We start from the raw sequence: 17452 nt of genomic DNA on the forward strand, positions 1-17452 counted from the left end.
AAAAATGTAGCTTAATAGTGGGATAGGCTCTTTTATAAGTAATACTATTATTATGTATATGTAGCTGAAAATAAGCTTTTTAATACTAATAAATATAATTAAAAGAAATTTTGTATTTTTACGTAAAATAATAAAATGCTATTTATTATTAAAGTTCAGATAAAATATTGAAAATATGATACGAAACTACAGAAATGAAATGTGGAAAGAAATAATATTTGATAATAAAATCTCTGAAAAAGAAAATTTTAAAATATCCAATTACGGTCGAATTATTAATTGTAAAACCGAAGAAGAATTATTAGTAAAAGTATCTTTTATTAATGGTTACCAAAACCTACCTTTAAAACAACGTGTAAATGGAAAAACAACTAGTAGGTATGTTCATAAACTAGTTGCTGAAACTTTTTTACCTCGTAAAGAAGGTGATCAATATGTCATTCATTTAAATTATGATAAAAAAGACAACAGACTTGAAAATCTTAAATGGGCTACAAAAAGAGAAAAAGAAGTACATCAATTTACAAACCCTGAGTATGTAAATAAGGTTCATAAACACAGACCTAATACTGCAAAACTTACAGAAACTAAAGTAATGCTAATCAAAAGAAAATTAAACGACCCTAATAGAAGGACTCGTTTAAAAATGATTGCAAAACAATTTGGTGTTTCAGAAATGCAACTTCACAGAATTAAAACCGGTGAAAACTGGGGATATGTTAAAGAAGGTTAATTTTACAACAAAATTAATATTGCGATTCCTGTAAAAACAATTATTTGCGCCCATTTTAGGTAAACACCTATTTGGGCGTTTTTTTTTATATTTTTTGAAATTGAACCTGCTAAAATTGCAATAGCTGAAAACATAATAAATGAAATTACTATGAATAATCCACCTAATGTATAAAATTGAATAACAGTTGATAATGTTTCTGAAAATAAAAACTGCGGAAAAAAAGCTAAAAAGAAAATAGTTACTTTCGGATTTAATACATTCATCCAAAAGCCTTTTTTAAATAATTGAAATGTAGATTTTTTAACAATATTATTTGTTGAAAAAGTAATTTTAGCATCACTCTTATATACTTGATAAGCTAAGTATAATAAGTAACTAGCACCTAATAATTTGATACTAAAAAATAAATTTGGTTGTTGCTTTATCAATTCTGAAATTCCAAAAGCCACTAAAGTTGTGTGAATAATACAACCTGTCATTAAACCAGCTACAGTTACTAAACCATATTTTTTACCATTTACAATACTTTGTGTTAATACAAAAATATTATCAGGTCCTGGTGAAATAGCCAAAGTTACTGTTGCCACTGAAAAAGAAAGTAATATTTCTAACATTTTTTAGTCTTTGTTTTTATGCAAAAAAAAATGAAGCAACTATCATATAGATTACTTCATTTTTATTTAATTTTTATTTAAAAATTATTTATCTAGATAAAATAGCTTTGTTTATTTTTTTAACTAAACTAGGTCCTTCATAAATAAAACCTGTATAAATTTGAACTAAATCAGCACCTGCATCAATTTTTGCTAAGGCATCTTTTTCAGAATGAATACCTCCAACTCCAATTATAGGAAATGCTTTGTTTGAATTATCAGCTAAGTATTTAATCACTTTTGTACTTTTATCTTTAACTGGCTGACCACTTACTCCACCATTACCTATTTCACTTAATCTTTCTTTCGATACTTTTAAGTTATCTCTATCTACAGAAGTGTTCGATGCAATAACACCATCAATTTTAGTTGCTGCAACTAATTCAATAATTTCATCTAATTGTTGATTATTTAAATCTGGTGCAATTTTTAATAAAATTGGTTTTTGTTTTGCCTGCTTATTATTTAATTCTTGTACTTCAGTAATTAATTCTTTTAAATATGAAACATCATCTAATTTTGCATGACTACCAACATTCGGGCAACTTACATTTAAAACAAAATAATCTACATAAGGATGTAATCCTTTAAAACAAGTTAAATAATCAGCTGTATAATTTTCGGGAGTTGTATCAGTATTTTTCCCAATATTTCCACCGATAATTATTTTTCCTTTATTCTTTTTTAATTGTTGAATTGCAAGTTCTAATCCTTCATTATTAAAACCCATTCGGTTGATAATTCCTTGATCACCTTTTAAACGAAATAATCTTTTCTTCGGATTTCCCGCCTGACCTTTTGGAGTTACAGTTCCTATTTCAACAAAACCGAAACCAAAATTTGCTAACTCATTATATAGTACTGCATTTTTATCGAAACCAGCAGCTAAACCAACAGGATTTTTAAATGTTAATCCGAATAAATTACGTTCTAATTTTTTATCGTTAACCTGATACATGCTTCTAAATATTGAAGAAACAAATGGTATTTTAGACAGTATTTTTACTAATGAAAAAGTAAAATAATGAACTTTTTCTGGATCAAAAAGAAAGAAAATTGGACGAATTAATAATTTATACATATTTTTTTATTGAATTGACTGCTACTAATTTATTTTTAAATATAAAAAAAGCTCCAAACGGAGCTTTTAAATTATCTTAAAACAGCTTCTAAGTTTTTCTCAAAAGTTGTTTGTAGTTTTTGCATTATTTTATCAATTTGTTTATCGTTAAGTGTTTTATTTTCATCTTGTAAAACAAAACTTACTGCGTATGATTTTTTACCTTCTGGTAATTTATCACCTTGATACACATCAAATAAATCAACTTCTTTTAATAATTTCTTTTCCGATTGAAAAGAAAGATTATAAATTTCTTTAAACTCTACTTTATCATCTAATAATAAGGCTAAATCTCTTTTTACCGATGGAAATTTCGCTAATTCAGAAACTTTAATTTTCTTATTTCCTGCTAAATTTAAAATATTTTGCCAATTAAAATCCGCAAATAATACTTCTTGTTTAATAGAAAACTCTTTTAAAATTTGTGTTTTTAAAACTCCAAATTCTACTAATTTTGTTTTTCCTAAACTTAATACTAATCCTTCAGAAAATAAATCTGATTTTATAGGTGAAGCTTTTAAATTATCAAAACCTAATCTGCTAAATAAATTAGTTACAATTCCTTTTAAATAAAAGAAATCAGAAGTTTTATTAGCTAAATTCCAAGTATCTTTTGTTCTATTTCCTGTAACAAATAAGGTTAAATGTTTATCTTCTTGATATCCGCTTTCATATTTATGATATGTTTTACCAAATTCATAAAATTTCAACGCATTATTTTTTCTGTTGATATTATAAGAAATAGATTCTAAACCGCTAAACAATAAAGATTGACGCATCACTTTTAAATCGTTACTTAACGGATTTAACATTTCTACATTATGCGCTTCATTTAAGGTTTCTGATAAACCGATATAATCAGCTTTTGTTAAAGAATTTGCCATTGTTTCGTTAAACCCTAATGAGGTTAACTGATTTGCAACAATGTTTTCTACTTTAACATTTTTATCATTATCAAAAGAAATCGATGTATTTAATTTGTGAGAAAATTCAATATTATTATATCCGTAAACTCTTAATATTTCTTCAATAATATCAGCTTCACGTTGTACATCTACTCTGTAAGAAGGAATTGTTAAACCTAAACCACCTTCAGTAATACTATTTATTTTAATATCTAAAGAAGCTAAAATATTTTTAATAGTTTCTTTAGGAATTTCTTGTCCTATTAATTTATACGTATTTTCAAAAGATAAGAATACTTCAAAATCTTCTATTTTATCAGGATAAAACCCTAAAACATCAGAAGATATTTTTCCTCCAGCATATTTTTCAATTAATAAAGCAGCACGTTTTAAAGCATATTCTGTTAAATTAACATCAATTCCTCTTTCAAAACGGAAAGAAGCATCGGTATTTAAAGCGTGTCTTTTAGCCGTTTTACGAATAGAAATAGGGTTAAAATAAGCACTTTCTAAGAAAATAGAAGTAGTATGTTCTGTTACTCCTGATTTTAATCCACCAAAAACCCCTGCAATACATAAAGGATTATCATCTGCATCACAAATCATAATATCATCAGCAGATAATTCTCTTTCAACCTCATCTAAAGTTGTAAATTTTGTTCCTTCTTCTAAGGTTTTTACAACAATTTTATTTCCTTTAATCTTATTAGCATCAAAAGCATGTAATGGTTGCCCTAACTCATGTAAAACATAATTTGTAATATCTACAATATTATTTTTAGGAGCAATTCCGATAGCTTTTAATCTATTTTGAATCCATTCTGGAGAATCTTTTATTTCAACATCAGTAATAGTAATTCCACAATAACGAGGAACAATATTTTTATCTTCTACCTCAATATCAATTCTTAGTGTACGTTCATCTACATGAAAATCAGATACAGAAGGTGAAATTAATTCTAAATTAGTTCCTTGATGCATTAACCCAGCACGTAAATCACGAGCTACACCAAAATGACTCATTGCATCTGCACGGTTTGGAGTTAAACCGATTTCAAAAACATAATCTGTTTCTATCTTAAAAACGTCAGCACATGGTGTTCCAGAAACTAAGTTTTCATCTAAAACCATAATTCCGTCATGACCTTTTCCTAAACCTAATTCGTCTTCGGCACAAATCATTCCGAAGCTTTCTTCACCTCTTATTTTACCTTTTTTAATGGTAAAACTTTCTCCATTATCATCATACAAAATTGTACCAACAGTAGCTACAGGTACTTTTTGACCAACATCTACATTAGGAGCTCCACATACTATTTGAATAGGATTTCCATCACCTAAATCTACTGTAGTTACTTTTAACTTATCAGCATTTGGGTGTTTTATACATGTTTTTACTTCACCAACTACAATACCTTTTAGGCTTCCTTTGATGCTTTCAACAGTTGCTATTCCTTCTACTTCCAAACCTAAGTCTGTCAATAATTCTCCTGTTTTTTCAGCTTCCCAGTCAGTTTGTAAAAATTGTCGTAACCAATTGTATGATATTTTCATAGTCAATCTATAATTTATGACTGCAAATTTACGGAAAATAAAGCAAAAAACTATCCTCCTTTTATTATAGGATTTACCTTGCTGATTTTTAACTATTTAATATATAAACAGTATTAAATAAGTGTTTGTTACACTAGTGGTAAGCTAGTAAAATCGACTTTTATTGTTGATATAAAAGAGCTATTAAATTGTCTTTGATTCTAATTTTTTAGGTTTGTTTAAAATATATGTATACAACCACATTATTGTAAAAGTTGGGATTATATCTAAGCCAGGGATTGCTTCTTCAATAAAAGAAATACCAGCGGCTATTTTACCTTTATTTCCTTTATACATTTTTGTCATTAAATATGCTGATACTGGTGCCCAAACAACATCGGATAATTCACCTAAAGCAGGTATGGCATAAGAGATTAATCCTATTGCATCAAATAATAAACTGAGTGCTAATTTTGTGTATTTATTTTCTCTATTCATTTAATTAAAGTTAGTTATATTTTTAATAAATCAAATTTCAAGCCAAGTTACTTTATTTACAAGTTTATAAATATGTATTTTTACTTTAAACTAAAAAGCTAAAAGAAAGAATGATTTTTTCTGATTTTAAAAATAAAATTGAAGATTTACAAAACAAACCTTTAGGTGGCTTAGCTTCTCAATTAAAACTTGCACCAAAATTAAGAACACAATTTTCTCAAAAATTAATTGAAAGTAAAAACCCTAAAAAAGCAGCAATTTTAGCCTTATTTTATCCTGATGATGACAATAATACTCGTTTTTTACTTACTTTAAGAGCTAGTTATAAAGGAAAACATTCTGCTCAAGTTAGTTTTCCTGGAGGAAAAATAGCTGAAAAAGATTCAAATCTTAAAGAAACAGCTTTAAGAGAAACATTTGAAGAAGTAGGTGTTTTTTCTGATGATATTAAAATTATTCGTAAAATTTCAGATTCTTATATACCACCTAGTAATTTTTTAGTAACTCCTTTTATAGGACTTACTCATCAAAAACCATCTTTTAAAAAAAATTACGAAGTTGATACTTTAATAGAGGTTTTAATAAGTGATTTGTTAAATGACCGTAATTTAACATCAAAAGAAATGGAAACATCTTATATGAAAAAAGTAGCTGTACCATGCTTTAAATTAAATGATTATATTGTTTGGGGGGCAACTGCAATGATGTTGTCAGAAATTAAAGATTTATTAAAATAGTAATATTTTCTATTTCTTTTGTAGTTTAGCTGTTACAATTAAAAAACAACTACAAATGCCTTTATTAAAAAGGAATCCTTTCGGACACATATTGTTTGTTAAAAGGCTTCTTATTCAAGCGCTTGGTATTATTTCTCATGGTAGATACCGAAAATTTAATGAACTACAAATCGAAGGATCTGAAATTTTAAGAAACCTTCCTGATAAAAACGTATTATTTATTTCAAATCATCAAACTTATTTTGCTGACGTAGCTGCTATGTTTCATGTTTTTAATGCTTCTTTAAAAGGTCGTGATGATAACATTAAAAACTTAGGCTACTTATGGACTCCAAAATTAAACACCTATTATATAGCTGCTGGTGAAACAATGCGTTCAGGTATATTACCTAAAATATTTGCTTATGCAGGTTCTATTTCTGTTGAAAGAACTTGGAGAAGTAAAGGTCAGGATGTAAAAAGACAAGTTAAAATGTCGGATATTTCTAATATTCGTAAAGCTTTAGATGATGGTTGGGTAATTACTTTTCCGCAAGGAACAACAACACCTTTTAAACCTGTTCGTCGTGGTACTGCTCATATTATTAAAACATATAAACCTGTTGTAGTTCCTATTGTTATTGATGGTTTTAGACGTTCTTTTGATAAAAAAGGATTGGTTATAAAAAAACGTAATGTTTTACAATCAATGGTTGTTAAAGAACCTTTAGATATTGATTATGAAAATGAAGATGTAGCAAGTATTATTGAAAAAATTGAATATGCTATAGAACAACATCCTTCTTTTTTAAAGGTATTAACACCAAAACAACTTAAAGAACAAGAAGAATTTATTGAAAAGCGTAGTTTTTGGGGAGCTGATAATCCTCAAGAAAAAAAGGAAGATTAAAAAAGAATAAGAAAATAAAACCTAAATCAATAAATTATGGCTAAAAATAAATCAATTTTAAACGAGAAATCAATCGATTTCTTAGCTAAATATTTAAATAATGCTGCTCCTACTGGTTATGAATGGGAAGGACAGAAAATTTGGATGGACTATCTGACGCCTTATGTTGATGAATTTATTACTGATACTTATGGTTCTGCTGTTGGTATTATTAATCCTGATGCTAAATATAAAGTTGTTATTGAAGGACATGCCGATGAAATTTCTTGGTATGTAAATTACATTACTGATGATGGATTAATTTACGTAATTCGTAATGGAGGTTCTGATCATCAAATTGCACCTAGTAAAATTGTAAACATTCATACTAAAAATGGTTTTGTAAAAGGTGTTTTTGGTTGGCCAGCAATTCATACAAGAAATAAAGCAAACGAAGAAGCTCCAAAACCTGATAATATTTTTATTGATACAGGTTGTAGTACTAAAGAAGAAGTTGAAAAATTAGGTGTTCATGTAGGTTGTGTAATTACATATCCAGATGAATTTCATATTTTAAACGGAGACAAATTCGTATGTCGTGCTCTAGATAACAGAATGGGTGGATTTATGATTGCCGAAGTCGCTCGTTTATTAAAAGAAAATAAAAAAGATTTACCTTTCGGTTTATATATTACAAATTCTGTTCAAGAGGAAATAGGTTTACGTGGTGCTGAAATGATTACGCAAACTATAAAACCAAATGTAGCTATTGTTACCGACGTAACACATGATACTACTACTCCAATGATTGATCAAAAAAAAGCAGGTCTTTTAGAGATTGGTAAAGGACCGGTTATTGCTTACGCACCAGCTGTACAGCAAAAATTACGTGATTTAATTATTGATGCTGCCGAAGAAAATAACATTCCTTTTCAACGTTCTGCGTTATCAAGAGCAACAGGAACTGATACGGATGCTTTTGCTTATAGCAATGGTGGTGTTGCTTCTGCATTAATCTCATTACCGTTACGTTATATGCATACAACGGTTGAAATGGTACATCGTGATGATGTTGAAAATGTTATTAAAATGATTTATGAAAGTTTATTAAAAATAGAATACGGAGAAGATTTTTCTTATTTTAAATAATTAGAAATATTATATTTTCTAAGAGCCTCAATAATTATTGAGGCTTTTTTTTATGCTAAATTTTTATCTAAAAATTAACTTAATTACAAGTTTAATTAGAATATAGACTCTTATTAAAATAAATAAGAATCTACTGAGTATTTGATCTGCATGTTAATAAACCGTTACGTTACAGTTAATTAACATGCTTAAAAAACGTATATTGTGAGCAAATTTTTTTAATTAAAAACCCTTAAAAATGAGAAAAAAATTATTCACTTATTAGCACTAAGTGTAGTATTGTTAATTTCTAAGAATGTAAATTCTCAAGAATTTAATAAACGTACTTGTGGTACAGACCAAGTTATGGAGGACTTGTATAAAAAAAAACCAAATGCAAGAACTGAAGCACAACAATTAAGAAAAAAAGCAAAACTTGCTAACAAATCTAAAAAAGTAGCACCATATGTAGTACCTGTTGTTTTTCATGTATTTGGTACTGAATTTAATAATGGGTCTACTGTAGATTTAGATATTATTAAGGAAGCTTTAACATTAACTAATGAAGATTTTCAAGGTTTAAATGCAGATTATACAACAATTGATGCTCCTTTTGATGTAATAAAATCGCCTTTAGATATTACTTTTAAATTAGCACAATTAGATCCTGATGGTAATCCAACTACAGGTGTGGTTTTTCATAGTGAAGCTTCTGGTATGGGTAACTATGGTTCAACTATTGTACAAAATGTTGCTTGGGATAATTACAAATACTGTAATGTTTATATAGCAAGAGATTTATATGGAGATGGTGATTATTATAATTCAGGAGTTGCTTGGTATCCAAGTAAAGATATGTCAGATCAAAATATAGCAAGAGTTGTATATAATGGTAGTTTTTTAGGTACTAATACAGGAGAAAATTTTCGTTCTGTATTAACTCATGAATTTGGACACTACCTAGATTTAGCTCATACTTTTGATAAAGGTATTTGTAATAATGACCCTAATGATGGTGATGGTGTTGCAGATACACCTTCATTATCTAGTAATTCTTCAGGAACTGGATGTGCTGTATTACAAAACTGTTTAAATCAAGAAATAAACAGTGAAAACTTTATGGATTACACAGATTGTTATAAAATGTTTACGCAAGGACAGGTTGCTAGAATGACAAATGCTTTAGATAATTCTGTTTCAAGAAATACTTTATGGACAGAAGCTAACTTAATAGCAACAGGGCTTTCATCTGATTTAGGAGCAAGAATAATATCTTCATCTAATGCTCTAGAAGAACGTTATTTAAATGATGGTGTAATTGAGTCTACTGTTGATTTAAATTGTGTTGATTGTACTTTTACTAATAATTCAGGTAACTTAACTTTAGGTACTGATTATACAATTTCTAATTTACCTGCTGGTTTAACGTCAAGAATTACATTAAATAGTAGTACAAAAGCTGTTTTATATTTAGAAGGTACAGCAACTAATAATGAAGCTGTAAACTCGGTTTCTGATTTAGTAATTACCTTTTTAGACCCTATGGTAAATGGTAATGTTGCTGATTTATATAGTGATAACTTAAAATTAAATATAAACTTTAAAGATACTTATACTGAGTTTTGTAATGTTAGTATAGGATACCAACTTTACACACATATTACTAAAGTAGATTTTAATGGTACTACTAATGAAACTGGATATGATGGAATTTCGAACTATATTCCTACCTTAAAATTTAAAACTAAACAAGGACAAACATACCCATTAACAATTACTGCTAATAAAGGTGCTGGTGGTACTAATGATAATGCAAGAATACAAATTTGGTTTGACTGGAATAAAGATTTTATTTATGATTCAAGTGAATTATACGCTACAAAATCATATGTTAATTCTGAAGTTGATGCTGATGGTAACTATGTATTTACTACTGATGTTACAATTCCTGTTGATGCTGAATTAGGTGATATTGCTTTTAGAGTATTAGCTCATTATGTACAAGGTACAGATGGAGATACAGCCTGTTCTTATATAGATAGTGGTGAATCTGAAGATTATGGAGTTTCTATTTTAGCTGCTGATACACCTTTTACTGTTGACTTTTTTGCAGATAAAACTAACGTTAACTTTGCTCAACAAGTAAATTTTTCTGATTCTTCTATCCCTGCTAATGATGATACAATTACAGCATGGAATTGGTCTTTTCAAGGTGGTCTTCCAAGTACTTCAACTCTTAGAAACCCACAAAATATTGTTTTCCCTGAAGCTGGTGTTTTTGACGTTAGTTTAGAAGTTACAACCGCTAATGGAGATAAAAAAACAATAACAAATATAGCATATATAACTTCTGCGCTTTCATATTGTGATAGTAGTCCTAATTTTGGAGGATACTTTAATGTAAATAATGTAACTTTAAATACTATTAATCATCAACCATATTTAAGTCAATCTCATAGTTTTTATGATACTGTTTCTACTGAATTAAAAGTTGGAGATACCTATCCTATTACTATAAAAACTCAAAAAGGTGCTGGAGGTAGTGCTGATGTTAACAGAGTAAGAATATGGGCAGACTGGAATTTTGATAGTGAATTTTCTATTGATGAATTATTAGTTTCAAAAGAAGTAATTTCTTCTAATTATAATGCTAGTGGTGAATTTGAATTTACTGAAAATATTATTGTACCTGCTAATGCAGCTGTAGGTAAAAGAGTTGCTCTTAGAGTAATGGGACATTATGTTGAAGGTACTGATGGTGATTTACCGTACGGTAATTATGATAGTGGAAATACTAATGATTATGCTATTGTTATTACAAAAGAAACTTCTAAATGGACAGGAGCTAGTGATAATAACTGGAATAATGCAGCAAACTGGGAAGGAAATACTTTACCTGCTAACGATAGTGATATAATTATTTTAGCTACTGCTAATATGTTTCCTATAATTAACACTGCTACTACTGCAAATACAGTTGTTATAGAATCAGGAGCTTCTTTAATAGCAAATGCAGAATTAACAGCTACTGTTACTTACAAAAGAAACTTAGCTACTGATAACTGGTACTTAGTAAGTTCTCCTTTAAAAGATGAAACAATTGAAAATGTATTAGCTAATAATATTTTTGCATTAGGAAACAGTGGTAATGTAGGTTTAGCATCATATAATAATAATGGTACTGTTTGGAATTACCAAAATGGAGCTTCAACAGGAAATGCTACTTCAGGTAAAGGTTACTCTGTTAAATTAAATACAGCAGGTGAACTTGTTTTTACTGGAGTTCTAAATTCAAATACTGTTACTTATCCTATAACGACAGCTACAAATAGCTATAATTTAGTAGGTAATCCTTACGCATCTTATGTTAATTTAGGAGAGTTTTTTAATACGAATCCTTTAACAACGGTGGTATCTGAAGCTACTGCTTGGGTATGGAATCAAGCAACTAGTAGTTATGATTTAAAATTAGCAGGAATTGATGATGCTTTTCAAGTAGCTCCAGGACAAGGTTTCTTTATTAGTGCTGCAGCAAATACTAATGTAACTTTTGATAAAGCTAATCAATCACATGGTACTGATACTTTTCAAAAACAAGCAAATACTAAAACTCAAGTTAACATAACTGCTACTTCTAGTAACGGAGCCGTTAAAACTACTAAATTATATTATTTAGAAGGAGCTACAACTGGTTTTGATAATGGTTTTGATGGTACTGTATTTAAAGGAACTAAAAGTAACTTTAATATGTATTCTAAATTAGTTAGTAAAGAAAACACTAAAGAATATGCTGTTCAGTCTTTACCTAAAGAAAACTTAGAAACAACTATCGTTCCTGTTGAATTAAAAGTAGCGACTGATCAAACAATTGTTTTTTCTGCTGACTCATTTAATTTACCTAATGATACACAAGTTTTTATAGAAGATAAAGAAAATAACGAGTTTGTTAATTTATCTGAAGGAAATTATAGTGTAGCTTTAAAAGGAGGAAATAGTACAGCTGATCAATTCTTTGTACACACAACTTCTAATAAAGTAAATGATGATGAAATTACTTTAAATGATATTTCTGTATATCAATCGGCTAAAAACGAGTTAACTATTACAGGATTACAAGCTGAAGATAATTCAATTACTATTTACTCAGCAATAGGAAAACAAGTAATGGCTAAAACTTTTAACTCTAACGGAACTAAAGTAATAGACTTACCTAAAGTTTCTTCAGGAGTTTATGTTATAAACGTAACAAGTGGAGCTAAAAAGGTTAACAAAAAAGTTATTTTAAATAATTAAGAAAAAAAATCAAGATGAAAAAACAAGATATATCTAAAGACACAAACATAAGCCGTGGAGAGGCTTTAAAGAAAATGGGTAAATATGGTAAGTATGCTGCTTTAACAGCTATTGGTACTTATATTGTATTAAACCCTCAAAAGGCACAAGCAGCTAGTCCTGCTGTACCTGAAGCTCCAGGTACAGCTTTTTAATAAAGCTTTTATTTAATCTTTATTTATCTCCAAGAACTTCGGTTCTTGGAGATTTTTTTTTATTTAATTTACAACTAGCTATCTTTGGTATGATTATTGATTTTATCTTTCAAATTTAATTAACAAACTATGGAGAACTATTTACAAAATGTTTTAAATTGTTGATGGGAGAATTGTTAACCTGAAAAGAAAAAAACTCGAAGCTTGCTAACTTCGAGTTTTATTTTTTATCAAAATAAGAGTTCATTTAAAACCTTTTATCTCTAGAAAATCGAATTCGTTAAACTGAATTTATTTCAGTTTCGCATCCTGATTTTCTGTAATTCTTTGTTTTATTATCTAAAAAATACTTTATTTGAAATTTAAACAGGTTCTAAATATTGATTATTTTAATAGAAACTCCATATGAAAGCTGTAAAAAACATTTACTTTACTACCTTCACGCTCACCTGGAATAAATTTAGGAAGTAATGAAATAATTCTTTTTGCCTCTTCCTTTAAGATATCACTATTATCACAGGCTGCTTTAATAGCTTTTATTTCACCAGCTGTATCAATTATAAAACTTACTTTAACAATCCCTTGAAGTTTATGGATTATAGCATTTGTAGGGTACTTTAAATTATTATCTATATGATTTGCTATTTTTTTATTAAAGTTATCAAAAGAATCCTCTTCTTTTTTATCTGAAATAAACAAAGGAATTTGATCAACATCTACAACTGAAATTATTTTTTTTGTTTCACTTATAGATAAAGCAATATTTTCTATATTATTTTTAATTTCTTTAATTTTAACAGGATCAAAAGAAGTTTTATTTAATTGAAAATTTCTTTTTTTACCTCTTTTACTTTTAACTAACCTTCTTTTTTTTATAACAACAAAATCTTTATTTAATTTTTCTTTTTCTTTAACGTCTGTTGCACATTTATCTACTGTTATTATTTCATTAAAATCTACTTCATTATTATTTTGATCAGAAAGACAAACTTTTTGACCAAAAGTATTTTGAAAAATAAAAATAATTAGTATTAAGATTAGTTTTTTCATAGTATTTTTTTTGACGTTTAATAAGCTCTTTTTTGTTTATTAGACAACAAGATAAAATAAAAGTCACATACAATGTTAATAAAACGTTATTAATTCACCTTAAAAAAATCTAAACTAGTATAAAGTATATTTATTTTTAATCTTTGATAATAAGACGTTAAGGAGGTTAATCTCAGTAAAAATCACTACGAGTTGATATTTAATAGTTTGTTTTTTATTAAAAAAGACTATATTTTTTTTAAATAAAAATTATTTAATATTTGTAATAAATTTAATCTAAAAAATAATCATCTTGAAACCCTATTAAATATAATTTATTTTGAGCTCTAGTAATAGCAGTATATAACCAACGTAGATATTCTACACTTTGTCCGTCTGGCAAATAAGGTTGTTCTATAAAAACGGTATCCCACTGCCCTCCTTGAGATTTATGACAAGTCATAGCATACGAAAACTTTACTTGAAGTGCATTAAAGTATTTATTCTTTTTTACTTCCATAAACTGTTTATACTTAGTTTCTCCAGCAAAATCTTCTTTTACAGCTTCGTATAACTTATTAGACTGTTCGTAAGTTAAAGAAGGGCTTTCACTAGAAAGGGTATCTAATAATAAAACGGTTTCAAAAGCAGGCATATCTGGGTAATCAATCATACGAACCTCAACTTCAGCAAATTTAAAGCCGTATAATTCTTTAATTGAATTGATTCGCATTACTTCACAAATATCTCCATTGGCTATAAAACCTGCGGATGAAGATTCTTTTAGCCAGAAATAATTATTTTTTACAATCATTACATAATCACCTGTAGAAATTTCGTTTTCTTGTCCACGAATTTTTGTTCTAATCTGATCATTATATTGATTTGCTCTTTTGTTAGACCTTACAATAAAAGCGGTGTCCTCTACTCCGGTATCACCATCATATGCTGTAGTAATAGCATCTTGTATATCGTAACTATCTTCTAATCGAATAATATCAGGATAATTTATATTAAATTGAAAATCAGTAGTATTATATTGTATCAACATACGCAAATCAGTTGCGTTGGCTAAAATACCTGAGTTTTGCTCTTGACGCACTACTTCATCTAATTCAATTTCGATAACATCTTTATTAAAATCAAAAGAAAGTTTATCTGACTCTAAAGCAGGGCTTATCGTTAATTTTACAGGTGGTAGTTGGGCTGTATCTCCTATAAAAACAAGTTTACAGTTTTTACCAGAATATACATATGAAATTAAATCATCTAATAAAGAACCATTTTCAAACAATTTTGAATTTTGTTGTGCATCAGAAATCATAGAAGCTTCATCTACTATAAAAATGGTATTAACATGTTTATTAGGTTGCTTTACAAAACTCATTCCGCTATTTCCTTGTTTTTTAGCGAAATAAATTTTTTTATGTATTGTAAATGCTTTCTTTTTAGAGTATCCTGAGATAACTTTCGCGGCACGTCCTGTAGGCGCGAGTAAAACTCCTTTTCTATTTGCTTTTTCTAGATTATTAACAACTGTACTTATAATGGTTGTTTTACCTGTACCAGCATACCCTTTTAATATAAATAAGGCATTATCGTTGTTATCGAATATAAAACAGGCTAATTTATCTAATAGTAATTCTTGTTTTAAAGTGGGTTGATATGGAAAATCTTTAAGAACTTCTTTACTAAATTTTGTTGCAGTCGCTATCATAGAATAAATAATTACCAAAGATAAATCTATTTAATCGATAAATATTTTCATGATTGAAAAAAATTGTAGATTTGCGTATATCACATATTAAAAACAAAAAAAATGAATTTATTATTAATGATTTTAGCAGCTACTGTAGTTGCAATTCTTTTAGCGTTGCTTATCGTTAAATTCGTACCATTAAAAATCAGATGGTTAGTGTCTATTTTGTTATTAGGAGCTACGGTTTTTTTAACATATAAAATTTACTCTGGTATTATGGAACCTATCCATTTTGCTAAGGAAAAAGAAATAAGATACGCCAAAGTTATTACAAATTTAAAATTAATTCGTGATGCTGAAGTAAAGTATAAAGAAGTTAATAGGTCATATACCGATAATAAAGACTCTTTAGTTAACTTCATTGAAAAAGGAAAGTTAGTTTTAACACAAACTACAAATGTTGAAGAAAAAGTAGATAGAGGTGGTGGAATTTTCGTTACTGTATCTAAAAAACAAGTTGATACGATTGGTACTGAGCCAGTATCAAAATATTTTGCTGGTAAAGACTACAAAGGAATGTTTAAAATTCCTGGAACTGATAAAGAATTTAAATTAGCAACTGGTAAAGTTGAAAAAGTTGCAGGTTTATTTGTGCCTGTTTTCGAAGTTAAAGCTGATAAAAAAGATATTCTTAAAGGAATGAGTAATTCTTTAGTAAAACAAGAATTAGAAGCTAAAGAAACTGACCAAATTAAAGGGGCTTTTGTTTCTGTTGGTTCTTTAGAAGATGTAACTACGGGTGGTAACTGGCCTCCGTCTTACGATAAAGCTGAAATTATTGCTAATAATAAAAAGCACTAATAAATAGCGATAAACAACGTTTTTCGCAAATAAAACAAAATCCATCCAATTAATTTTGGGTGGATTTTCTTTTTATAAAACATAATAGTTGTTTTTTTATCATCAATATTAAACTTCTTTCACTATATTAGAATAGTAAAGAGTTTTTAAATTAAATTATTCTAATTTTATCTTAGTATCCTAATGAGAATTATTTCAGGAAAATATAAAAGCAGACGCCTTTCTGCACCTAAAAAATTACCCGTACGTCCAACAACCGATATGGCGAAAGAATCATTATTTAATATTTTAAATAACGATTATTATTTTGATAGTATTGCTGTATTAGATTTGTTTGCAGGTACAGGAAACATAAGTTACGAATTTGCCTCACGTGGTACTTTAACAATACATTCTGTTGATGCACATTTCGGATGTGTAAAATACATTGAACGAAACTGCTAAAGAGCTCGATTTTGACACTGAACATCTATAAAAGCGATGTATATAAGTTTTTAGAAAAAACAGCTTTAAAATCGGATGTTATTTTTGCTGACCCGCCGTATGATTTTGACCAAGATAAATTTTTAAAAATTGCCGATTTAGTTTTTGAACGTCAGCTTTTAAATGAAGAAGGTACTTTAATTATCGAACATGATAAACATACCGATTTAACTCAGCATCCAAACCACAGTTACGACAAGCGTTACGGTGGTAATGTGTTTAGTTTTTTCACTACAGAAACTACCTAGAACTTGAATTTGTCAATTCGAGTGGTTTTAATACTAAAAAGTTCTCGATACAATTTTTTTGAAGGAAAAAAAATCACTCGAACTGACAATTTATTTGTAAATTTTTGTAATAAAATTATAAAAAAGGCGAACCGTATGTGTTCGCCTTTTTTTATGGTTTTATAAATATAATTTTTAAGATAAATAATTTGGGCGTTACCTAAAGGTCGGGCTTTCCGCACTCGCTCTTTTTATTTTTTGAAAAGAAAAAATAAAAAGGAGCTCAAACAATTGCTTCAATCCCTAACGCAAAACAAGTAGCTATAAAATTTAGAACCTATTTAATTTTTTAAACTTAATTTTTAAATTTTTTATAGCATAAAATCGAATCCGTCAAAGGGATTTTATTTCAGTTTCACATCCTGATTTTCCTTAGTTCTTCACTTTATGCGATGCTGAAATAAATTCAGCATGACGTTATTTTATCA

General features: G+C 28.2%; 13 protein-coding genes and 1 pseudogene. 8 read left to right on the top strand and 6 right to left on the bottom strand.

Annotation, left to right across the window (positions count from 1 at the left end; genetic code table 11):
• Positions 1–175: 175 nt before the first annotated feature.
• Positions 176–733 carry an HNH endonuclease gene (locus PG913_RS05785; RefSeq protein WP_271232021.1) on the top strand — a complete coding sequence of 186 codons (558 nt, stop codon included), beginning with the start codon at positions 176–178 and terminating at the stop codon, positions 731–733.
• A gap of 2 nt (positions 734–735) precedes the next feature.
• On the opposite strand, the gene PG913_RS05790 is transcribed toward PG913_RS05785, so the two are convergent.
• From PG913_RS05790 to PG913_RS05805, 4 genes are all read right to left on the bottom strand, one after another.
• On the bottom strand, positions 736–1350 hold the full coding sequence (locus PG913_RS05790) for a LysE family translocator (protein ID WP_271232022.1): 615 nt from the start codon (positions 1348–1350) through the stop codon (positions 736–738).
• A gap of 88 nt (positions 1351–1438) precedes the next feature.
• Complete coding sequence (locus PG913_RS05795; RefSeq protein ID WP_271232023.1) at positions 1439–2470, bottom strand: quinone-dependent dihydroorotate dehydrogenase; 1032 nt, start codon at positions 2468–2470, stop codon at positions 1439–1441.
• Between the two features lie 71 nt (positions 2471–2541).
• Positions 2542–4968, bottom strand: coding sequence for a phenylalanine--tRNA ligase subunit beta (gene pheT, locus PG913_RS05800; RefSeq protein ID WP_271232024.1), 2427 nt, complete (start codon positions 4966–4968; stop codon positions 2542–2544).
• A gap of 183 nt (positions 4969–5151) precedes the next feature.
• Positions 5152–5445, bottom strand: a complete 294-nt coding sequence (locus PG913_RS05805; protein WP_271232025.1) for a hypothetical protein — start codon at positions 5443–5445, stop codon at positions 5152–5154.
• A 110-nt stretch (positions 5446–5555) separates the two neighbouring features.
• Between PG913_RS05805 and PG913_RS05810 the strand changes: the two genes are divergently transcribed.
• The 5 genes from PG913_RS05810 (at position 5556) to PG913_RS05830 (ending at position 12665) form a co-directional block, all read left to right on the top strand.
• Positions 5556–6182: an NUDIX hydrolase gene (locus PG913_RS05810; RefSeq protein ID WP_271232026.1), complete on the top strand. Its 627-nt coding sequence runs from the start codon at positions 5556–5558 to the stop codon at positions 6180–6182.
• A 55-nt stretch (positions 6183–6237) separates the two neighbouring features.
• A complete protein-coding gene (locus PG913_RS05815; RefSeq protein WP_271232027.1) occupies positions 6238–7071 on the top strand; it encodes a lysophospholipid acyltransferase family protein in 834 nt (277 codons plus the stop codon).
• A 36-nt stretch (positions 7072–7107) separates the two neighbouring features.
• The gene (locus tag PG913_RS05820) at positions 7108–8199 is read left to right on the top strand and encodes a M42 family metallopeptidase (protein WP_271232028.1); all 1092 of its coding nucleotides are present in this window, start codon (positions 7108–7110) and stop codon (positions 8197–8199) included.
• Positions 8200–8478: 279 nt separating this feature from the next.
• Positions 8479–12471, top strand: coding sequence for a M43 family zinc metalloprotease (locus PG913_RS05825; protein WP_271232029.1), 3993 nt, complete (start codon positions 8479–8481; stop codon positions 12469–12471).
• A 14-nt stretch (positions 12472–12485) separates the two neighbouring features.
• On the top strand, positions 12486–12665 hold the full coding sequence (locus tag PG913_RS05830; RefSeq protein WP_271232030.1) for a hypothetical protein: 180 nt from the start codon (positions 12486–12488) through the stop codon (positions 12663–12665).
• A gap of 384 nt (positions 12666–13049) precedes the next feature.
• Here PG913_RS05830 and PG913_RS05835 read toward each other — a convergent pair whose 3' ends face one another.
• Together PG913_RS05835 and PG913_RS05840 are read right to left on the bottom strand one after the other, a co-directional pair.
• Entirely contained in the window at positions 13050–13715 is a 666-nt protein-coding gene (locus tag PG913_RS05835) for an energy transducer TonB (protein ID WP_271232031.1), read from the bottom strand.
• A gap of 271 nt (positions 13716–13986) precedes the next feature.
• Positions 13987–15411: an ATP-dependent DNA helicase gene (locus tag PG913_RS05840; protein ID WP_271232032.1), complete on the bottom strand. Its 1425-nt coding sequence runs from the start codon at positions 15409–15411 to the stop codon at positions 13987–13989.
• A gap of 102 nt (positions 15412–15513) precedes the next feature.
• Between PG913_RS05840 and PG913_RS05845 the strand changes: the two genes are divergently transcribed.
• A complete protein-coding gene (locus PG913_RS05845; protein WP_271232033.1) occupies positions 15514–16254 on the top strand; it encodes a hypothetical protein in 741 nt (246 codons plus the stop codon).
• 183 nt (positions 16255–16437) lie between these two features.
• A pseudogene (locus PG913_RS05850) lies at positions 16438–16985 on the top strand (RsmD family RNA methyltransferase).
• Positions 16986–17452: the final 467 nt, after the last annotated feature.

The sequence above is a fragment of the Tenacibaculum pacificus genome (assembly GCF_027941775.1).
Lineage (GTDB): Bacteria > Bacteroidota > Bacteroidia > Flavobacteriales > Flavobacteriaceae > Polaribacter > Polaribacter pacificus_A.

Coding starts and splice junctions, on each gene's coding strand:
- PG913_RS05785 (WP_271232021.1), top strand. CDS start 176: ATGATACGAAACTACAGAAATGAAATGTGGAAAGAAATAATATTTGAT.
- PG913_RS05790 (WP_271232022.1), bottom strand. CDS start 1,350: ATGTTAGAAATATTACTTTCTTTTTCAGTGGCAACAGTAACTTTGGCT.
- PG913_RS05795 (WP_271232023.1), bottom strand. CDS start 2,470: ATGTATAAATTATTAATTCGTCCAATTTTCTTTCTTTTTGATCCAGAA.
- pheT (WP_271232024.1), bottom strand. CDS start 4,968: ATGAAAATATCATACAATTGGTTACGACAATTTTTACAAACTGACTGG.
- PG913_RS05805 (WP_271232025.1), bottom strand. CDS start 5,445: ATGAATAGAGAAAATAAATACACAAAATTAGCACTCAGTTTATTATTT.
- PG913_RS05810 (WP_271232026.1), top strand. CDS start 5,556: ATGATTTTTTCTGATTTTAAAAATAAAATTGAAGATTTACAAAACAAA.
- PG913_RS05815 (WP_271232027.1), top strand. CDS start 6,238: ATGCCTTTATTAAAAAGGAATCCTTTCGGACACATATTGTTTGTTAAA.
- PG913_RS05820 (WP_271232028.1), top strand. CDS start 7,108: ATGGCTAAAAATAAATCAATTTTAAACGAGAAATCAATCGATTTCTTA.
- PG913_RS05830 (WP_271232030.1), top strand. CDS start 12,486: ATGAAAAAACAAGATATATCTAAAGACACAAACATAAGCCGTGGAGAG.
- PG913_RS05835 (WP_271232031.1), bottom strand. CDS start 13,715: ATGAAAAAACTAATCTTAATACTAATTATTTTTATTTTTCAAAATACT.
- PG913_RS05840 (WP_271232032.1), bottom strand. CDS start 15,411: ATGATAGCGACTGCAACAAAATTTAGTAAAGAAGTTCTTAAAGATTTT.
- PG913_RS05845 (WP_271232033.1), top strand. CDS start 15,514: ATGAATTTATTATTAATGATTTTAGCAGCTACTGTAGTTGCAATTCTT.